Origin of the sequence: Collinsella sp. BA40 (genome assembly GCF_008014645.1) — a bacterium.
GTDB lineage: Bacteria > Actinomycetota > Coriobacteriia > Coriobacteriales > Coriobacteriaceae > Collinsella.
Window position 1 is genome coordinate 21438 of sequence record NZ_VOWY01000001.1, and the last position, 16089, is coordinate 37526.

At 65.3% G+C, this 16089-nt stretch carries 15 protein-coding genes; 13 read left to right on the forward strand and 2 right to left on the reverse strand.

The window, feature by feature from the left end; genetic code table 11:
• Nucleotides 1-69 precede the first annotated feature (69 nt).
• A complete protein-coding gene (locus tag E4J93_RS00075) occupies nucleotides 70-1011 on the forward strand; it encodes a DHHA2 domain-containing protein (protein WP_147587455.1) in 942 nt (313 codons plus the stop codon).
• A gap of 114 nt (nucleotides 1012-1125) precedes the next feature.
• Here the strand turns inward: E4J93_RS00075 and E4J93_RS00080 are convergent, their stop codons facing one another.
• Nucleotides 1126-2085: a calcium/sodium antiporter gene (locus tag E4J93_RS00080; RefSeq protein ID WP_147587456.1), complete on the reverse strand. Its 960-nt coding sequence runs from the start codon at nucleotides 2083-2085 to the stop codon at nucleotides 1126-1128.
• A 416-nt stretch (nucleotides 2086-2501) separates the two neighbouring features.
• Between E4J93_RS00080 and nhaA the strand changes: the two genes are divergently transcribed.
• Nucleotides 2502-3857, forward strand: coding sequence for a Na+/H+ antiporter NhaA (nhaA, locus tag E4J93_RS00085; protein WP_147587457.1), 1356 nt, complete (start codon nucleotides 2502-2504; stop codon nucleotides 3855-3857).
• A gap of 315 nt (nucleotides 3858-4172) precedes the next feature.
• On the forward strand, nucleotides 4173-6296 hold the full coding sequence (locus E4J93_RS00090; RefSeq protein ID WP_255431829.1) for a dipeptidase: 2124 nt from the start codon (nucleotides 4173-4175) through the stop codon (nucleotides 6294-6296).
• Nucleotides 6297-6463: 167 nt separating this feature from the next.
• Here the strand turns inward: E4J93_RS00090 and E4J93_RS00095 are convergent, their stop codons facing one another.
• Nucleotides 6464-6721 (reverse strand): hypothetical protein, encoded by a 258-nt coding sequence (locus E4J93_RS00095; protein ID WP_147587458.1) that lies wholly within the window; start codon nucleotides 6719-6721, stop codon nucleotides 6464-6466.
• 100 nt (nucleotides 6722-6821) lie between these two features.
• Here E4J93_RS00095 and E4J93_RS00100 point away from each other — a divergent pair, with 100 nt between their 5' ends.
• The 10 genes from E4J93_RS00100 to E4J93_RS00145 all read left to right on the forward strand — a co-directional run bounded on the left by E4J93_RS00100 (nucleotide 6822) and on the right by E4J93_RS00145 (nucleotide 15824).
• On the forward strand, nucleotides 6822-8123 hold the full coding sequence (locus E4J93_RS00100) for an aminotransferase class I/II-fold pyridoxal phosphate-dependent enzyme (RefSeq protein WP_147587459.1): 1302 nt from the start codon (nucleotides 6822-6824) through the stop codon (nucleotides 8121-8123).
• A gap of 1 nt (nucleotide 8124) precedes the next feature.
• On the forward strand, nucleotides 8125-8829 hold the full coding sequence (locus E4J93_RS00105) for a ubiquinone/menaquinone biosynthesis methyltransferase (protein ID WP_147587460.1): 705 nt from the start codon (nucleotides 8125-8127) through the stop codon (nucleotides 8827-8829).
• A 109-nt stretch (nucleotides 8830-8938) separates the two neighbouring features.
• Nucleotides 8939-9328, forward strand: a complete 390-nt coding sequence (locus E4J93_RS00110) for a hypothetical protein (protein ID WP_147587461.1) — start codon at nucleotides 8939-8941, stop codon at nucleotides 9326-9328.
• An 8-nt stretch (nucleotides 9329-9336) separates the two neighbouring features.
• Nucleotides 9337-10041: a tetratricopeptide repeat protein gene (locus tag E4J93_RS00115; protein ID WP_147587462.1), complete on the forward strand. Its 705-nt coding sequence runs from the start codon at nucleotides 9337-9339 to the stop codon at nucleotides 10039-10041.
• Nucleotides 10042-10087: 46 nt separating this feature from the next.
• Nucleotides 10088-10402: an STAS domain-containing protein gene (locus tag E4J93_RS00120; protein WP_147587463.1), complete on the forward strand. Its 315-nt coding sequence runs from the start codon at nucleotides 10088-10090 to the stop codon at nucleotides 10400-10402.
• 117 nt (nucleotides 10403-10519) lie between these two features.
• The gene (locus E4J93_RS00125) at nucleotides 10520-11089 is read left to right on the forward strand and encodes a twin-arginine translocase TatA/TatE family subunit (protein ID WP_147587464.1); all 570 of its coding nucleotides are present in this window, start codon (nucleotides 10520-10522) and stop codon (nucleotides 11087-11089) included.
• Nucleotides 11089-11868 carry a twin-arginine translocase subunit TatC gene (tatC, locus tag E4J93_RS00130; protein ID WP_147587465.1) on the forward strand — a complete coding sequence of 260 codons (780 nt, stop codon included), beginning with the start codon at nucleotides 11089-11091 and terminating at the stop codon, nucleotides 11866-11868. Before E4J93_RS00125 ends, tatC begins: the two co-directional genes overlap by 1 nt.
• 8 nt (nucleotides 11869-11876) lie before the next feature.
• Complete coding sequence (locus tag E4J93_RS00135; protein ID WP_147587466.1) at nucleotides 11877-12230, forward strand: hydrogenase maturation nickel metallochaperone HypA; 354 nt, start codon at nucleotides 11877-11879, stop codon at nucleotides 12228-12230.
• An 88-nt stretch (nucleotides 12231-12318) separates the two neighbouring features.
• Nucleotides 12319-12996, forward strand: a complete 678-nt coding sequence (gene hypB / locus E4J93_RS00140; protein ID WP_147587467.1) for a hydrogenase nickel incorporation protein HypB — start codon at nucleotides 12319-12321, stop codon at nucleotides 12994-12996.
• Between the two features lie 188 nt (nucleotides 12997-13184).
• Nucleotides 13185-15824 carry a DNA topoisomerase I gene (locus E4J93_RS00145; protein WP_147587468.1) on the forward strand — a complete coding sequence of 880 codons (2640 nt, stop codon included), beginning with the start codon at nucleotides 13185-13187 and terminating at the stop codon, nucleotides 15822-15824.
• The last annotated feature ends 265 nt before the right edge of the window (nucleotides 15825-16089 follow it).

A 16089-nucleotide genomic window follows, 5' to 3' on the forward strand; every position in this document is an offset into this window, starting at 1 on the left:
GTGGGTGCCAAGGCAACGTGCTAGGATAGTGAGTATCCGAGTCCCATCTGTTCGAACGAAAGGGAGCCCATGAGCAACGTTCTTGTTTTTGGCCACCAGAACCCCGATAACGACGCCATCATGTCCACCGTCGTCCTGTCCCAGCTGCTGAACCAGGTCGAGTTTGCCGGCAACACCTACACCGCGTGCTGCCTGGGTCCGCTGCCGGCCGAGTCCGCCAAGCTGCTTGAGGACGCCGGCGTTCCCGCCCCGACGCTGATCGATGCCATCGAGCCCGCGGCCGACGGCGACGAGGCCCAGCTCGTCATCCTCACCGACCACAACGAGCCCGGCCAGTCCGTCGCGGGCCTTGAGAACGCCACCATCTTCGGCGTCGTCGACCATCACCGTTTCGGCGATTTCACCACCGCCGCCCCGTTGCACATCGTGGCGCTGCCCTGGGGCTCCTCCTGCTCCATCGTGGCCAAGCTGTTCGAGGTCATGGGCGTCGAGCCCACGGATACCCAGGCCAAGCTGCTGCTCTCTGCCATGATGACCGACACCCTCATGCTCAAGAGCCCCACCGCCACCGCCGTGGATGCTGCTATCGCCGCCAAGCTCGGCGAGCAGCTCGGCGTCGACCCGGTCAAGTTCGGCATGGAGGTCTTCCTCACCCGTCCGTCCGGCTCCTTCACCGCCGAGCAGATGGTCGGCAACGACATCAAGATGTTCGAGGTTGCCGGCAAGAAGCTCCTCATCGGCCAGTACGAGACGGTCGATAAGTCCCGCGCGCTCGGCATGATCCCCGAGATCCGCGAGGCCATGCGCGCCTATGCTGCCGATAAGGCCGCCGACGGCATCGTGCTGTGCCTCACCGACATCATGGAGGAGGGCTCCCAGGTGCTGCTCGAGGGCGACACCGCGGCCGCTCAGAAGGGCCTCGAGATCGAGGACGTGGCCGAGGGCGTGTGGATGCCCGGCGTGCTCTCCCGCAAGAAGCAGGTCGCCGCTCCTATCCTGGCTGCAAACTAGCGCCAAGCGGATTATCCGCTCGTACCCGCTCTATGGCAACGCCCCCGCATCTCCCAAGGAGGTGCGGGGGCGTTTTCGTGTGCGTGGTCCTTGTATACGCGCGCGGTTCGCAGCCTAGCGCAGAATCGCGGAGGCGAGGTAGATGATGTAGAACATCACGAAGATGAGACCGCAGCGGCGCGAGAAGGTGCGCGTGCGGCCCACGAAGGTGAACACCACCATGCACACGGCGAAGATCGCGATGAGTGCGAGGTCGAGGTTGTGGACCGGGTTGAACGCGACGGGCGCGAAGAGCGCCGGCGCGCCGGCAACGAGCAGCAGGTTGGTGATGACGGAGCCCATGACGTTGCCCACGGCGGTATCGGCGTTGCCCTTGAAGGCGGCCACGGAGCTGGTGACCAGCTCGGGCAGGGCGGTGCCGACGGACACGATGGTGAGGCTGATGAGGACCTGGCTCACACCGAGCGCGCTGGCGATGGCGACGGCGTTGTCGACCACAAAGTCGGCGCCGAACTTGAGCAGGGCGATGGCGATCACGATGAACACGAAGTCCCGGACGAGGGAGTGGCCGTCATCGGGCTCCTCGGCCGCCTTCACGCCGGCCTTCTCGTCGTCTTCGACCTCGCGCATGCCCGCGATGACGCTGTTGGCGATGAAGAGGAGGAACAGCAGCACCAGGATGCCGCCCTCGACGGCGTTGATCGAGTTGCCGGTGTTGGCGAAGAGCGCGAACACAAGCACGGCGCCGATGCTCATGGGAACCTCGACGCGGGTGGTGCGGTGGGCCAGGTTCAAGGGCACGATGATGGCCGATACGCCCAGGATGAGCAGGAGGTTCGCCATATCGCTGCCCATGATGTTGCCCACGGCCATGCCGGAGTTTCCGCCGATGGTGGAGGTCACGCTTACGAAGACCTCGGGCATGGAGGTGCCTACGGCGCAGATGGTAAGGCCCGCCACGCGGTCGGACATGCCGAAGCGCTTGCCGATGTGCGTGGCGCCCTCGACGAGCTTGTCGCCGCCCAGGACCAGCATGGCGATGCCGAGAAAGACGAGTACGAGGTTCAAGACCATATCGCGGGTCTCCTGTCTCGGAGGGGCGCACCCCGTCCGTTCGAAGGGAACAGGTGGCGCATGGGGTCTTTACTCAGAAGTCGGCACCTCTGCAAAGGCAGGGGTGCCGAGATATGGGTGAAGCTATGCGCACGGTATCGATGCTTCCATACTACCCAAAAGACGGGCCGTTCTGCAGGGTTTTGCCAGTTAATGGACGTTTTATGGGCGAGTTGTAGACAAGATGCGCGCCCGCGTCGCGACCGATTTCCTGCAGTTTTGTAATCGCTATGGAACCGATATTGGACATATGTCCCATTAATGACGCCGCTGGGTAGGATGGATTGCAAGTACCGGTGGGTGCGCGGGTGCGCGCCCTGTATGCCAGGCATCCCGGGCGGCGCATGGAGTGCGGGCGCCGGGGAGCGAGGAGGGCCATGGACGCTCGCGAGAAGCTCTTTACGGAAGCACAGCGCCGCCGCATTCGTCTGCACGACATGTGGGAGCGCATTTCGGAAAACGGGACCATCGCCGCCGCGGTGATGGTGCTTGCCGCCGTGGCGGCGGTGGTCTGCGCGAATAGCGACGCCGCCGAGGCGATCCATCATGTCTTGATGGAACCCGTGCACGTCGGTTTGGGCACGCACGAGGTGGTGCTGTCGCTCGAGGTGTTCGTGAACGATTTCCTTATGGCGATCTTCTTCTTGCATGTGGGTATCGAGCTGAAGTACGAGATGACCGTGGGGGAGCTGCGCCGGCCCCGTCAGGCGCTGCTGCCCATGTTGGCCGCCATCGGCGGCGTGGTCGCTCCCGCCTGCATCTACGCGGTCTTCAACAAGGGCGGGGCGATGCACGGCTGGGCCATCCCCATGGCAACCGACATCGCGTTCGCGTTGGGCGTGCTGTCGTTGCTGGGCGATCGCGTGCCCGCCGGGGTGCGCGTGTTCTTCTCGACGCTCGCCATCGCCGACGACCTGGTGTCTATCGCGGCTATCGCCATCTTCTACGGCAGTACGCCCGACCTCTTCTGGCTGGCGTGCGCCGCCCTGGTCACGGCTGCCCTGTTCTGGCTCAACAAGACGCAGCACTTCCTGCTTCCTCCGTATCTGCTGCTGGGCTTGGTTCTTTGGGTCTGCCTTTTCAAGTCGGGCATTCACGCGACGCTCGCGGGCGTGATCGTGGCGTTTGCCGTGCCCGCGCGCTCGGGGATCAGGCTGGGCAACCTCAACGACTGGATGGACGATTACATGCCCGATATGGTCGAGCGCTACGATGAGGACGCGCATATTCTGGCCCAGCCCGAGTTCACCGAGGCGACCCTGGGCGCGGAGCGGGTGATGCATCGCGTGGCGCCTCCGCTGGTGCGCCTCGAGCGCATGATCGCGACGCCGGTGAACTTCATCATCCTGCCCGTCTTCGCGTTCGTGAACGCCCAGGTGCGTTTGGTCGGGGTCGACCCGCTGGCCCTGGCGCTCGATCCGGTTGCCATGGGCACCTATTTCGGCATGGTGCTGGGCAAGCCGCTGGGGATCATCGGCATGACGGCGCTCATGGTGCGCTCGGGCATCTGCGACCTGCCGCGCGGGGTTTCGTGGGGGCATATCGTCGGCGTGGGCTTGCTGGGGGGCATCGGATTCACGATGTCGATCCTCATCGCCGGCCTTGCGTTTCCCGTCGAGCCCGCGGAGGTCTTGGCGGCGAAGGCGGCTATTCTGCTGGGGTCGCTGACGGCTGCGGCTATAGGCATGGTGTACATGAGGCGCGTGTGCGGCCGGGCGGCGTCGACCGACTAGGAAAGGGCCTCAAGAGGGGCGCGGGACCATGGTTCCGCGCTTTTTTATGCAATCTGACGGCAAAAAAATGCATAAACCATTGATATGAACAAATGGTAAATACACATATACGCGTAAATGAGCAGCTATCTATTCTGCTAAAGTGCTGGTTCACATAGGGCGGACCACTGGCCGATGAAAACTGCCCGCACGCGAGCGGCTTCTATCGGCCATACCAGTTTATTCATCGTCGGGGCTACTATGAAACATGCGGTCGATTGCCTGGTTCGTGTGCGGCGCCTTGCCGCGAGCAATCGGCCAAGGAAGGAGAGCGATATGCTCAAGATCAATTCACCTCACGGAGGCGGCGCGCTTCGCTTTAAGAAGTTCGCGTGCGGCCTCATGGTCGGAGCCGCGCTGATCGGCGCTGCGCCCCTGAGCGCCCTTGCGTGCACGCAGGTGTGGGTGCCCGGTCAGTACACCGCCAACGGCGACCGCTACGTCGGCCGCTCCGAGGACTATGCATCGCGCCATGTGAAGATCTTCGGTATCCAGGAGCCCCAGAAGAACACGCACTATACGTCTGACGAGTCCGACTTCGACTGGACGAGCGACAAGACGTCGTATCGCTACACCTACGTGCGCGACCATCCTAGCGACTGGAACGACCGCCACGACGCGTATTCGGAGGCCGGCATCAACGAGCACGGCGTCTCCTGCTCCGCTACGCTGACCACCAACTACAACGCCGACATCAAGGCGGTCGACCCCAGCACCAAGACGGGTATCGGCGAGTACACCTACGCCGGCGTGATCCTGGGCGAGTCCAAGACGGCGCGCGAGGGCGTGGAGCTGCTCGGCCGTCTGATCGACGAGCAGGGTGCCAGCGGCCGCGACCAGATCACCATCTCCGATACCAACGAGACCTGGCTGTTCTGCGCGCTTTCCGGCCACCAGTGGGTCGCCTACATCATGCCCGAGGACCAGGTTTCCGTGAATCCCAACATGGGCAACCTACGCTTCAAGGTCGACCTGGACGACACCAAGACCTGCCTGCACTCCAAGGGCCTTATCTCCGTGCCCGAGGAGGCCGGCCTGCTCAAGACGTTTGAGGACGGCACCCCCGATATCGCCTCCACCTACGGCGTCTCCGATGTGGACCACAGCAGCGGCACCACCACCCGCTATGTCCAGGGTCGTCATTACTTCGAGGCTCCGCTTGCCGCCGATCGCTACACCGTGGTGCCCGGCAAGGGTGTGACCAACCTTACCGAGCCCACCCAGTTCTTCACGCCCGGTCGCGGCGGCTGGACCACGAACGAGATCCTGCGCTCGCTTGCCGCGCGCGGCGAGGGCACCGATGTCGACGCCAACAAGGATGCTGCGTTCGGCGCCATCGGCAACAACCGCACGGTCGAGAGCCACATGTTCCAGATCCGCGACGGCCTGACCGCCGACATCGCCACCGTCCAGTGGGAGGCGCTGTCCCGCGCCGAGTTCTCCGTCTTCGTGCCGCTGTACTCCGCCCTCCTCACCGAGGTGAGCCCGTACTTCAGCGACCTCAACTGCGACGAGACCCATCAGGGTCCTGGCCAGAAGGACAACGTCGAGTGGGCTATGAAGGAAGAGCCCGAGAACTCCCTGCCCTTCGTGCTGATGGATATCAACACCCTTGCGTACAACCATCGCGATAGCATGGCTGCGGGCACCCGTGCCTACCTCGATGCCCTGCAGGCCCAGATCATCGCCCAGCAGGACGTCGTCGACGCCGTCATGAAGAGCACGCCCGCCGAGGGCCGCACCGCTCTTGCCAACAAGGCCCAGATGGCCGTCGTCGAGCAGACCTACCTCAAGTGCGACAAGCTGCTCGATGAGATGCGCGCCTACATTACCGCCGGCGACTTCTCCAAGCCCTTCGCAGCTTCCGACATGAACGCCGAGGGCACCGACCTTGCCACTCCCGTGCTGTACGCCGATGCCGTTGTGGCTCCGCAGATCACCCAGCAGCCCGCCAGCGCCACCTATGAGCAGGGCGCCCAGGCTGCCGACCTGATCGTTGCCGCCAAGAACGCCCACGGCGAGGGCGCCCTGGCCTACGAGTGGTTCGTGAAGGACGGCGAGACCTTCGTCTCCACCGGCGTGAAGGCCGCCGCCATGCCCGTCGATACCGCCACCGTCGGCGACAAGACCTATTTCTGCCGCGTGACCAACGCGAGCGGCTTGGTTGCCGATTCGACCGCGGCCACCATCACGGTGACGGCGCCCGCCGTCAAGCCGGAGCTCAAGCCCGAGACGCCTGCCCAGAAGCCCTCTCAGAAGCCCGGTACCCCGGGCCACCTGGCTCAGACCGGCGACCCCGCGAGCATGCTCGCGCTCGCATCGCTGGCGAGCGCCGGCGCCGGGGCCGTCGCGGTCGGCGTTCGCCGTACCCGTCGCAACAATCGCGACCGCGTCTGCTAGCAGCGGGCGTTGCCCATCGATGCGCCCATGCGGTTTCGAGCTGCTTCGTAGCTTGAGGCTGTAACCACAAGCGGACGGAAAGCCCATCGGGGCTCTCCGTCCGCTTTTTCATGCCAGCGGGCCGTGCATGCGGGCGCCCCGCGTGCACGGCCCGCTGGCATCGCGCCTTACTCGACGGTGCCGTATGTCGCGCCCCAGCCGTGCGCGGCGAGGGCGGAGTTGATCTGGTCGCACAGGCGCTGGCGATCGTAGGTGCCCGGCGGGAGCAGCTCGACGATCTCCATGAGGTCGGGCACCAGATCCAAGATCTCGGCCTGCACGACCATGTCGAGCCGGTCGACCGTGGCGCGTCCGTCCGAGAAGATGCCGTCTACCAGACGTTGCAGGTCGCCGAACTCCTCGGCTTGAAACATTCCCATCTGCATGATTCCTCCAAGTTGAACGGCGCGGAGCATGGGTCGTTCATCAGAATAGCTATACTACTTGAGCATGAGTGGGTAGGTATCGCCAAAGGAAGGTTTCCCCATGCAGACGATGTATCAGCAGATGGACGCAGCCGAGCTCGATGCTGCAATCTCCACGCTTCGATCCCAGGTAGATGCCGTGAAAGCGCGCGGGCTCGCGCTCGATATGGCGCGCGGCAAGCCCTCTCCGCAGCAGGTCGATATCTCGCGCCCCATGCTCGACCTGATCGATTCCGCTTCCGATCTGCACGACGGTGCGGTCGACTGCTCCAACTACGGCTGCTTCGAAGGCATTCCCTCGGCGCGCTCGCTTGCAAGCGAGATGCTGGGCGTTCCCGCCGAGCAGACGCTCGTGCTGGGTTCCTCCAGCCTTCTGATCGAGCACGACGTGTGCGGCCAGTTCTGGCGTTGCGGTACCCTGGGCGGCGAGCCCTGGGGCTCGTATGCCGCCAACCACGACGGCAAGACCGTGAAGTTCCTCTGCCCGGTCCCCGGCTACGACCGCCATTTCGGCATCTCGGCGGACCTCGGTATCGAGAACGTCCCCGTTCCCATGACGGGGGAGGGCCCCGACATGGATGTCGTCGAGGCCATGGTCGCCGCGGACGACAGCATCAAGGGCATGTGGTGCGTTCCCAAGTACTCCAACCCCACCGGCGAGACCTATTCCGAGCAGACGGTGCGCCGCCTGGCCACCATGAAGACGGCCGCGGCCGATTTCCGCATCTTCTGGGACAACGCCTACTGCGTGCACGACCTGTACGACGAGACCGACGACCTGGCCAATATCTTCGACTATACCGCCGGCACCGAGTTCGAGGACCGCGTCGTGGCCTTCGTCTCCACCTCCAAGATCACCTTCCCGGGCGCCGGCGTGGCCTTCGTGGGCGCGTCGCCCGCCGTCATCGCCGAGGTCGCCTCGTCGCTCAAGATGGGCCTCATCAGCGCCGATAAGATGAACCAGCTGCGCCACGCGCGCTTCCTGCCCAACCTCGACGCCGTCCGCGCGCACATGAAGAAGCATGCCGATTTCCTGCGCCCCCGCTTCGAGGCGGTCGAGCGCAAGCTGTCCGAGGGCCTGGGCGAGACGGGTTGCGCCACCTGGACGCATCCGCGCGGCGGGTACTTCGTTTCCTTCGACGGCCCCGCGGGCTCTGCGAAGCGCGTGGCGGCCCTGTGCGCCGAGATGGGCGTCAAGCTCACGCCTGCGGGCGCCACATGGCCGGGCGACGATCCGCTCGATACGAACATTCGCATCGCGCCCAGCTATCCCGCGGTCGAGGAGCTCGAGGCGGCGCTCGACGTGCTCGTGCTGGCTGTCAAGCTCGTATCCTCCGAGCTCGCCGCGGAGGCGCGCGCCTAGCATGGCCGATGCGCATGCCGAGCGCGTGAAGGGTATCTTTTCGCAGATCGCTCGCAAATACGATGTGTTCAACGCGCTGTCTAGCTTCGGTATCTACCGGAGCTGGCTGCGTCGCGTCGCTCAAGCCGCTGCTTGCACGGGCGACGACCGCGTGCTCGATGTGGCGGGCGGTACGGGCGACGTCGCCTTCGCGCTGTGCGATGCCTGCCCGCCCGCGTCGATCGAGCTGACGGACTTTACGCCCGAGATGCTCGACGTGGCGGGGGAGCGCATCGCGTCGGGTGCCGGCCGCGGGGTCGCGTGCGCGCTCAACGTGGTGGATGCGCACCAGCTGCCGTATGCTGACGGTTCGTTCACGGTGGTCACCTGCGCGTACGGCCTGAGGAATTTCTCCCAGCGTCGCCGTGCCATGGCGGAGGCGGCGCGCGTGCTCGCTCCGGGCGGGCGCTACGTCGTGCTCGAGTTCGGCACGCCGCCGAATGCGCTGTGGCGGGCGCTGTACCGGTTCTACCTAGCGCACATGATCCCCTTCGTCGGCGGTCTGGTTACGGGGGATCGGTCGGGTTTCGAATACCTGCGCGATTCCATCCAGGCGTTCCCCCCGCAGGAGGTCGTTGCGGGCGAGCTGCGCGAAGCCGGCTTCTCGCAGGTAGCGTATGAGAACCTCACGGGCGGCATCGTGGCGGTGTACACCGCGGTCCGCTAGGCGGCCCGAGCGTTCCGTGCATGCAAATCGCGTGCATTCTTCACGACCGTCCGGTCGATGCGGCTACAATACAACGCATATGAACGTTGCGGACATACGGAGGCAGTGTATGAACGACGAGTTTTTCGACGACGAGCAAGAGCTCATGGAGGCTCAGGTCGCAGCGGCTTCCGAGGATACCGTCATCGTGGAGGACGCCGCCGCGCCGGCGGACGCCGAAGCGCCAGAGCGCGAGCCCTCCGCGCGCCGCGATGCGCCGCCGTTCTGGATGGTTCTGGCCATCGCCGCCATCTCGCTGGTGCTCGGCGTGGTGATCGGCTACCTGGTGGGAACGACGGCGACCATCTCGAAGCTCGAGAGCGAGAGCGCCCAGATGTCCCAAGCTCAGGCGGGCGCCGGCGATGCCTCCTCGGCTACGCTGCCCGATGGCCATCCCCAGCTCGCCATCAACGAGGACGGGAGCGCCTCGCTCGCCGATGACGCCTCGTCCGAATCGTAGGGGGCGGCATGGCTTTTTCGAATGACCAGAGCCGCCGCGTCCGCTCGGCGGTCGTGGTCGTCTTGCTCATCGCCGTGATCTCCATCGCCGCCGTCGTGCTGTTCGGCGGCGTTCCCGCAGCGCCCAAGGGCGATGCTCCGGCCGGCTCCGCGCAGCGGCATGCCGGCGTCCAGCAGGAAGGGCAGGCTGACGGCCACACCATGGCGGACGTCGACGCGAGTTACGGGGCGGCGGCCCAGCAGCTGCGCGCCAAGTACGATGCCAACCCGGCCGACCCCTCTACGCTGCTCAATCTGGCGAACGGCTACTTCGACTGGGGTGCGACGGCGATGACGCACACGCAGGGGGCCGAGGACGAGCAGCACGTGACCGACTTATTCAACGAGGCCATCGGTTATTACGACCGGTACCTCGCCGAGCACCCCGGCTCCAAGTCCGCCGAGGTGGACCGGGCGGTGAGCATCTTCTATGCGGGGGACCGCGCCAAGGCTGTCGATACGCTGGAGGCGTTCGTTGCCGCAGACGCGGATTTTGGACCCGCTTGGGCCAACCTCGGCATGTTCTACGAGGCCGACGGCCGCGTCGAGGACGCTCGCACGGCGTATGGGCGCGCTATCGAGGCGGATGCCCAGAACACCTATAACGCCCGGGCGTATGCCCAGCAGCGGCTCGATGCCCTGGACGGTGCTCCCGCGGGTTCCTCCGAGCGCTAGCGAAGCGTCCGATTCATTGATGTTCTGCAAGATAAAGGAGTAAGACATGGAACTGGTCATCGAAACCAATCCCTCGCCCGAGCGCTATCTTCTGAGCGTTGCCGGTGAAATCGATATCTCGTGTGCCGATAAGCTGCGCGAGGCCATCGATTACGCGCTGGCCCAGCCCACCGAGAAGATCGTGCTCGATTTCGCCGAGGTGTCCTATATAGACTCGACCGGCATCGGCGTGCTGGTGGGTGCGGCCCATCATGCGCACGACGGCGGCAAGGGCTTCGAGGCCGTTAACGCCCAGCCCAACGTGCTGCGCGTGGCCCAGCTGCTGGGCCTCGATCAAGAGATCGGTATCAGCGCTGCGTAAAGCCCGCGCATGTTCGCGCCCGCATCGCGTCGCGCGGGGTATACTCGTACAGTTGACTACTTGGGGGCCGCAGCGCGCAACTGCGGCTCCCTTGCATGAAGAACTCTTGGAGGCATCGTGTTTGGAATCAGTTCCACCGAGCTGATGATCATCGTGATCTTCGGCTTCCTGCTCTTCGGTCCCGACAAGCTGCCGCAGATGGGCCGTACGCTTGGTCGCGCCCTACGTCAGTTCCGCGAGACGCAGGAGAAGATGACCTCGGTCGTTCAGTCCGAGGTCATCGATCCCATGGCGGCCGCTGCGGCTGCGCCCGTCAGGCCTAAGAAGTCGACCGCCGAGGCCCAGGCATCCGATGACGACCTCGATGCCGACCTGGCCGATGGGGCCGAGGCCGCGCCGCGCCGCAAAGAGACCTTTGCCGAGCGTCGTGCCCGCCTGGCTGCCGAGAAGGCCCAGAAGGAGCAGGAGGGCGGCGAGCCCGGCGCTGCCGCTTCCGAGCCGGCCGCCGACAGCGTCCCCGCGGTCGAGCCCGAACCCGAGGAGGAGCCCGCACCCGAGGCCGAGCAGATCCGCACGACTGAGGACCTCTATGCGCGCCGCCCGCGCAAGCGCCGCGCCGTCGAGGCCGCGTCTGACGCCGACGCCGACGCCGCGTCCGTCGCCGTCGAAGAGGGGAGTGAGAACTAATGCCCATCGGACCCGCCCGCATGCCGCTGTTCGACCATCTCGGCGAACTGCGCCGCCGTCTCACCATCGTGGTCGTTTCGGTGCTCGTCGCATCTTTCGTGATGTACTTCGCCACGCCCGTCGTGATCGATATCCTGCAAGACCCCATCCGCGAGTTCGCCGACAAGTTCTATGTCATGACGGCCCTCGGCGGCTTCAGCGTCCGCTTCTCCATTGCGTTCAAGCTCGCGCTTGTCATGTGCTGCCCCATGATCATCTGGCAGGTCCTTGCGTTCTTCCTGCCGGCGCTTAAGCCCAACGAGCGCCGCTGGGTCGTCCCCACCATCCTCAGCGCCACCGCCCTGTTCTTCCTGGGCATGCTGTTCTGCTATTTCGTGATCTTGAGGCCGGCCTTCGGCTTCCTCATCGGAGAGACCGAGGCCATCGGCGCGGCCCTGCCCGATCTGGTGGACTACATCAACACCGAGATCCTGCTCATGATCGGCTTCGGTGTGGCATTCGAGCTTCCGCTTATCGTGTTCTACCTTGCGGTGTTCCATATCGTTCCGTATGTGAAGTTCCGTGAGGCCTGGCGCTATGTATACGTCGGTCTGCTCGTGGTCGCGGGCGTCGTCACGCCCGACGCCTCCCCGGTCACCATGGGCTATATGTATGCGGCCATGATCGGCCTATACGAGCTCGCCCTGTTCGTGACGCGCTTCGTGATCATGAAGCGCGACGGCAAGGCCGGCCTCAAGGAGGGCCGTCTCAGCCTGTTCGATGACGAGGACGAGGAGTAGGCGCAACCGTGCATGAGCTAGGTGTTGTGTCGGGAATCATAGATGTTGTGCTGCGTACGGCGCGCGAGGCCCAGGCTTCGCGCGTCGTCGCCGTTTCGCTGCGCATCGGCGATATGCGCGAGCTCGTGCCCGAGGCGCTTGATTTCGCGTGGCGGTCTTTGCGCGATGAGCACGAGCTTACGCGCGGCGCCGAGCTGCGCATCGAGCACGTGTCCCCTCGCAGCGCCTGCATCCGCTGCGGCGCGGAGTTCGATCACGACCGCCTGCGCTGCCGCTGCCCGATATGCGGCAGTGGACAAACGTTAACGCTGCGCGGCCGCGAGCTCGATATCATCAGCGTGGAGATTGACAGCCCCGATTGACGCGCCCGCATGCGCGCGGTTCGGGTCTCGGTGCGCGGCATGTCGACTGGCGCGCGTCCGTCGCAACGAGGTTGGAAGGTAGGCGCGCATGGCGGCTCGAACCATCGATATCGCACAGCCCGTGCTCTCGCGCAACGAGCGCATGGCAGCCGAGCTGCGTGCACGGTTCCGCGCGTCGCGGACGTTCGTGGTCAACGTGCTTTCCAGCCCCGGTTCGGGCAAGACCTCGATGATCCTGGCAACGCACGAGCGCTTGCGCGAGCGGTTTCGCTGTGCGGTCATCGAGGGCGATATCGCCTCGGATGTGGATGCCCTGGCCGTCAAGGCGGCTGGTATGCCGGCCATCCAGATCAACACGGGCGGGCTGTGCCACCTCGAAGCGGCCATGATCGGCCAGGCCGCCGACGCGCTCGACGAGGCCGTGGGCCTCGACGCCCTGGATGTGGTCTTCATCGAGAACGTGGGCAACCTGGTGTGCCCCGTCGATTTCGACCTGGGCGAGAACCTCTCCGTGATGCTCCTCTCGGTGCCCGAGGGCGATGACAAGCCCTTGAAGTACCCGGGTATCTTTCAGCACGCCGGCGCGCTTCTGCTCAACAAGATGGACGTGGCGCCCGCGTTCGATTTCAACATGGACTGCTACGGCGCCGCGCTCGACGGGCTCAATCCTTGCGCGCCGAGGTTTTGCGTGAGCGCGACGCGCGGAGACGGCATGGATGCCTGGTGCGCGTGGCTGGCGGGGCAGGTGGAGGCCGCGCGCGCATAGACGGGCGCGCGCATTCGGCGCGAGGGCCGAGCGGCTTGGAGCAGCGTCGCCCGCCGCGCCCGGCGCCGGCTCGATCTTCCATAGAGGCTTGGATCTGCCCGTCCGCGCAGAAATCGTGCATGATTCGCCATCGCCGCGCAAGTCGCTATACTTCTGACATTACCTGTACGTGTAGCGAAGGAGCGACGTTGAAGCTCGTCATTGCAGAGAAGAATATCGCCGCGCAGAAGATTGCGCAGCTGCTGGCCACCGGTAAGCCCAAGAACGACAAGGTGTACAACACCCCGGTCTACCGTTTCGACGTGGATGGCGAGGAGTGGGTCTCCATGGGCCTGGCCGGCCATATCCTGGCGCCGGACTTCCCCGACGAGATCCTCTTCGACAAGAGCGAGGGTTGGTACTCGCTGACCGAGGACGGCGAGGTGCTGCCCGCCGCGGTGCCCGACGGCCTGGCCCGCCCGCCCTACGACACCAAGCGGCGTCCCTTCCTGGCCAACGGCATCAACATCAAGGGGTGGAAGGTCGAGAGCCTGCCATATCTCACCTGGGCGCCCGTCATCAAGAACCCCGCGGAGAAAGAGATCATCCGCGTTCTCAAGAACCTGGCTAAGAAGGCCGATTCCGTCGTGATCGCAACGGACTTCGACCGCGAGGGCGAGCTTATCGGTTCCGATGCGCTCTCCTGCGTACGCGAGGTCGCACCCGACGTCCCCGTAAGCCGTGCGCGCTATTCGGCGCTCATCAAGGGCGAGGTGACCGAGGCGTTCAACAACCTGGTCGAACTCGACCAGAACCTGGCCGACGCTGGCGAGAGCCGCCAGTACATCGACCTCATCTGGGGCGCGGTTCTCACGCGCTACCTCACGCTCGCCAAGTTCGGCGGTTTCGGCAACGTGCGTTCGGCCGGTCGCGTCCAGACGCCCACGCTCGCCCTGGTGGTCGAGCGCGAGCGCGAGCGCATGGCGTTCGTGCCCGAGGATTACTGGCAGATTCGCGGCCTTGCCTGCGCCTCCGAGCAGGAGTTCAAGATCGGGCACGCCACGGCGCGCTTCACCGATAAGGAGGCGGCCGAGACGGCATACGGACACGTGGCCGAGGCGACTGCCGGCACCGTGACCGATGTCGCCCGGCGCTCGCGCAAGCAGCAGCCGCCCGTTCCGTTCAACACCACGGCACTGCAGGCCGCTGCCGCATCCGAGGGTATCAGCCCGGCGCGCACCATGCGCATCGCCGAGAGCCTCTACATGAGCGGTTTCATCTCCTACCCACGCGTCGACAACACGGTGTATCCCAAGTCGCTCGACTTGGAGGGCATCGTCAACGGGCTGGCTGCCAACTCGCCGGCGCTGGCGCCCGTGTGCAAGAAGGTGCTCGCAGGCCCCATGCAGCCCACGCGCGGCAAGGTGGAGACGACCGACCATCCGCCCATCCACCCTACGGGCCAGGGCGACCCCACCACGCTCGACGGCGGTCAGCTCAAGCTCTACAACCTCATCGCGCGCCGCTTCCTGGCAACGCTCATGGGGCCCGCGACCATCGAGAACACCAAGCTGTCCATCGATGTGGCCGGCGAGCCCTTCACCGCCAGCGGCGACGTGCTGGTCGATGCCGGTTTCCGCGAGGCGTATCCCTACGGACTCAAGCGCGATGAGCAGCTTCCCGCGCTCGAGGCGGGCGACACCGTGGACGTGCACGATATCAAGCTCGAGGCCAAGCAGACCGAGCCGCCCGCGCGCTATAGCCAGGGCAAGCTCGTCCAAGAGATGGAGAAGCGCGGCCTCGGCACCAAGTCCACGCGCGCGAGCATCATCGAGCGCCTGTACACGGTGCGTTATCTCAAGAACGACCCGATCGAGCCCAGCCAGCTGGGCATGGCCATCATCGACGCGCTGTCGCAGTTCGCGCCGCGCATCACCACGCCCGAGATGACCGCCGAGCTCGATGCCGACATGACGCACGTGGCCGAGGGTGCCGACACGCAGGAGCACGTTGTGGACCATTCCCGCGCGCTGCTTGCCGGCATGCTCGATGCGCTCATCGAGCACAAGGACGACCTGGGCGAGGCCATTTCTGACGCCGTCACCGCCGACGCCCGCGTGGGCGCTTGTCCCAAGTGCGGCAAGGACCTGGTCATGAAGACGAGTGCCAAGACCCGCGGCAGCTTTATCGGCTGTATGGGCTGGCCCGACTGCGACGTGACCTATCCGGTCCCGAGCGGCGTGAAGGTGAGCCCGCTCGAGGGCGAAGCGGCCGTGTGCGAGCACTGCGGTGCGCCGCGCATCAAGTGCCAGCCGTTCCGCCAGAAGGCGTATGAGCAGTGCGTGAACCCCGTGTGCCCCACTAACTACGAGCCCGATCTCAAGGTGGGCGAGTGCCGTGTGTGCGCCGAGGCGGGCCGCCATGGCGACCTCATCGCCCATAAGAGCGAGAAGAGCGGCAAGCGCTTCATCCGCTGTACCAACTACGACGACTGCGGCGTGAGCTATCCCTTGCCCGCCCGCGGCAAGCTCTCCGCAACCGGCGAGGTCTGCGAGCACTGCGGCGCACCCGTGGTGATTGTCGAGACCGCCCGCGGTCCATGGCGCATCTGCGTGAATATGGACTGCCCGGGTAAGGAGAAGAAGGAGAAACCCGCCCGCGGCAAGGCTTCGGCGGCGAAGTCGACCACGAAAAAGGCTGCTACGGCGAAGAAGCCTGCCGCGAAGAAAGCCGCGGCGAAGAAGCCCGCCGCGAAGAAGCCGGCTGCGAAGAAGGCCGCGGCGAAGAAGGCCGCGGCGGAGAAGCCGGCTGCGAAGAAGGCTGCGGCGGAGAAGCCGGCTGCGGAGTAGGATCACTGCGGGGAAGCCGGTTGCGGCGACGGCCCGTGGCGAGGCACCGGCTGCGGCGACGGCCCGCGGCGAGGCACCGCCTGCGGCGTCGCGGCGGTTACGTATGGTTGTTGCCACTTTTCAAGTTGCGCGTATGGTTTTGTGCCGCTTTGAGAGTCTTGAACAGCACAAAGCCATACGCACAACGCCCCCGCCATACGCACAACGCCCCCGCCATACGCACAATGCCCCCGCCATACGCACAACGCTAGGCCGTGTAAGCGAG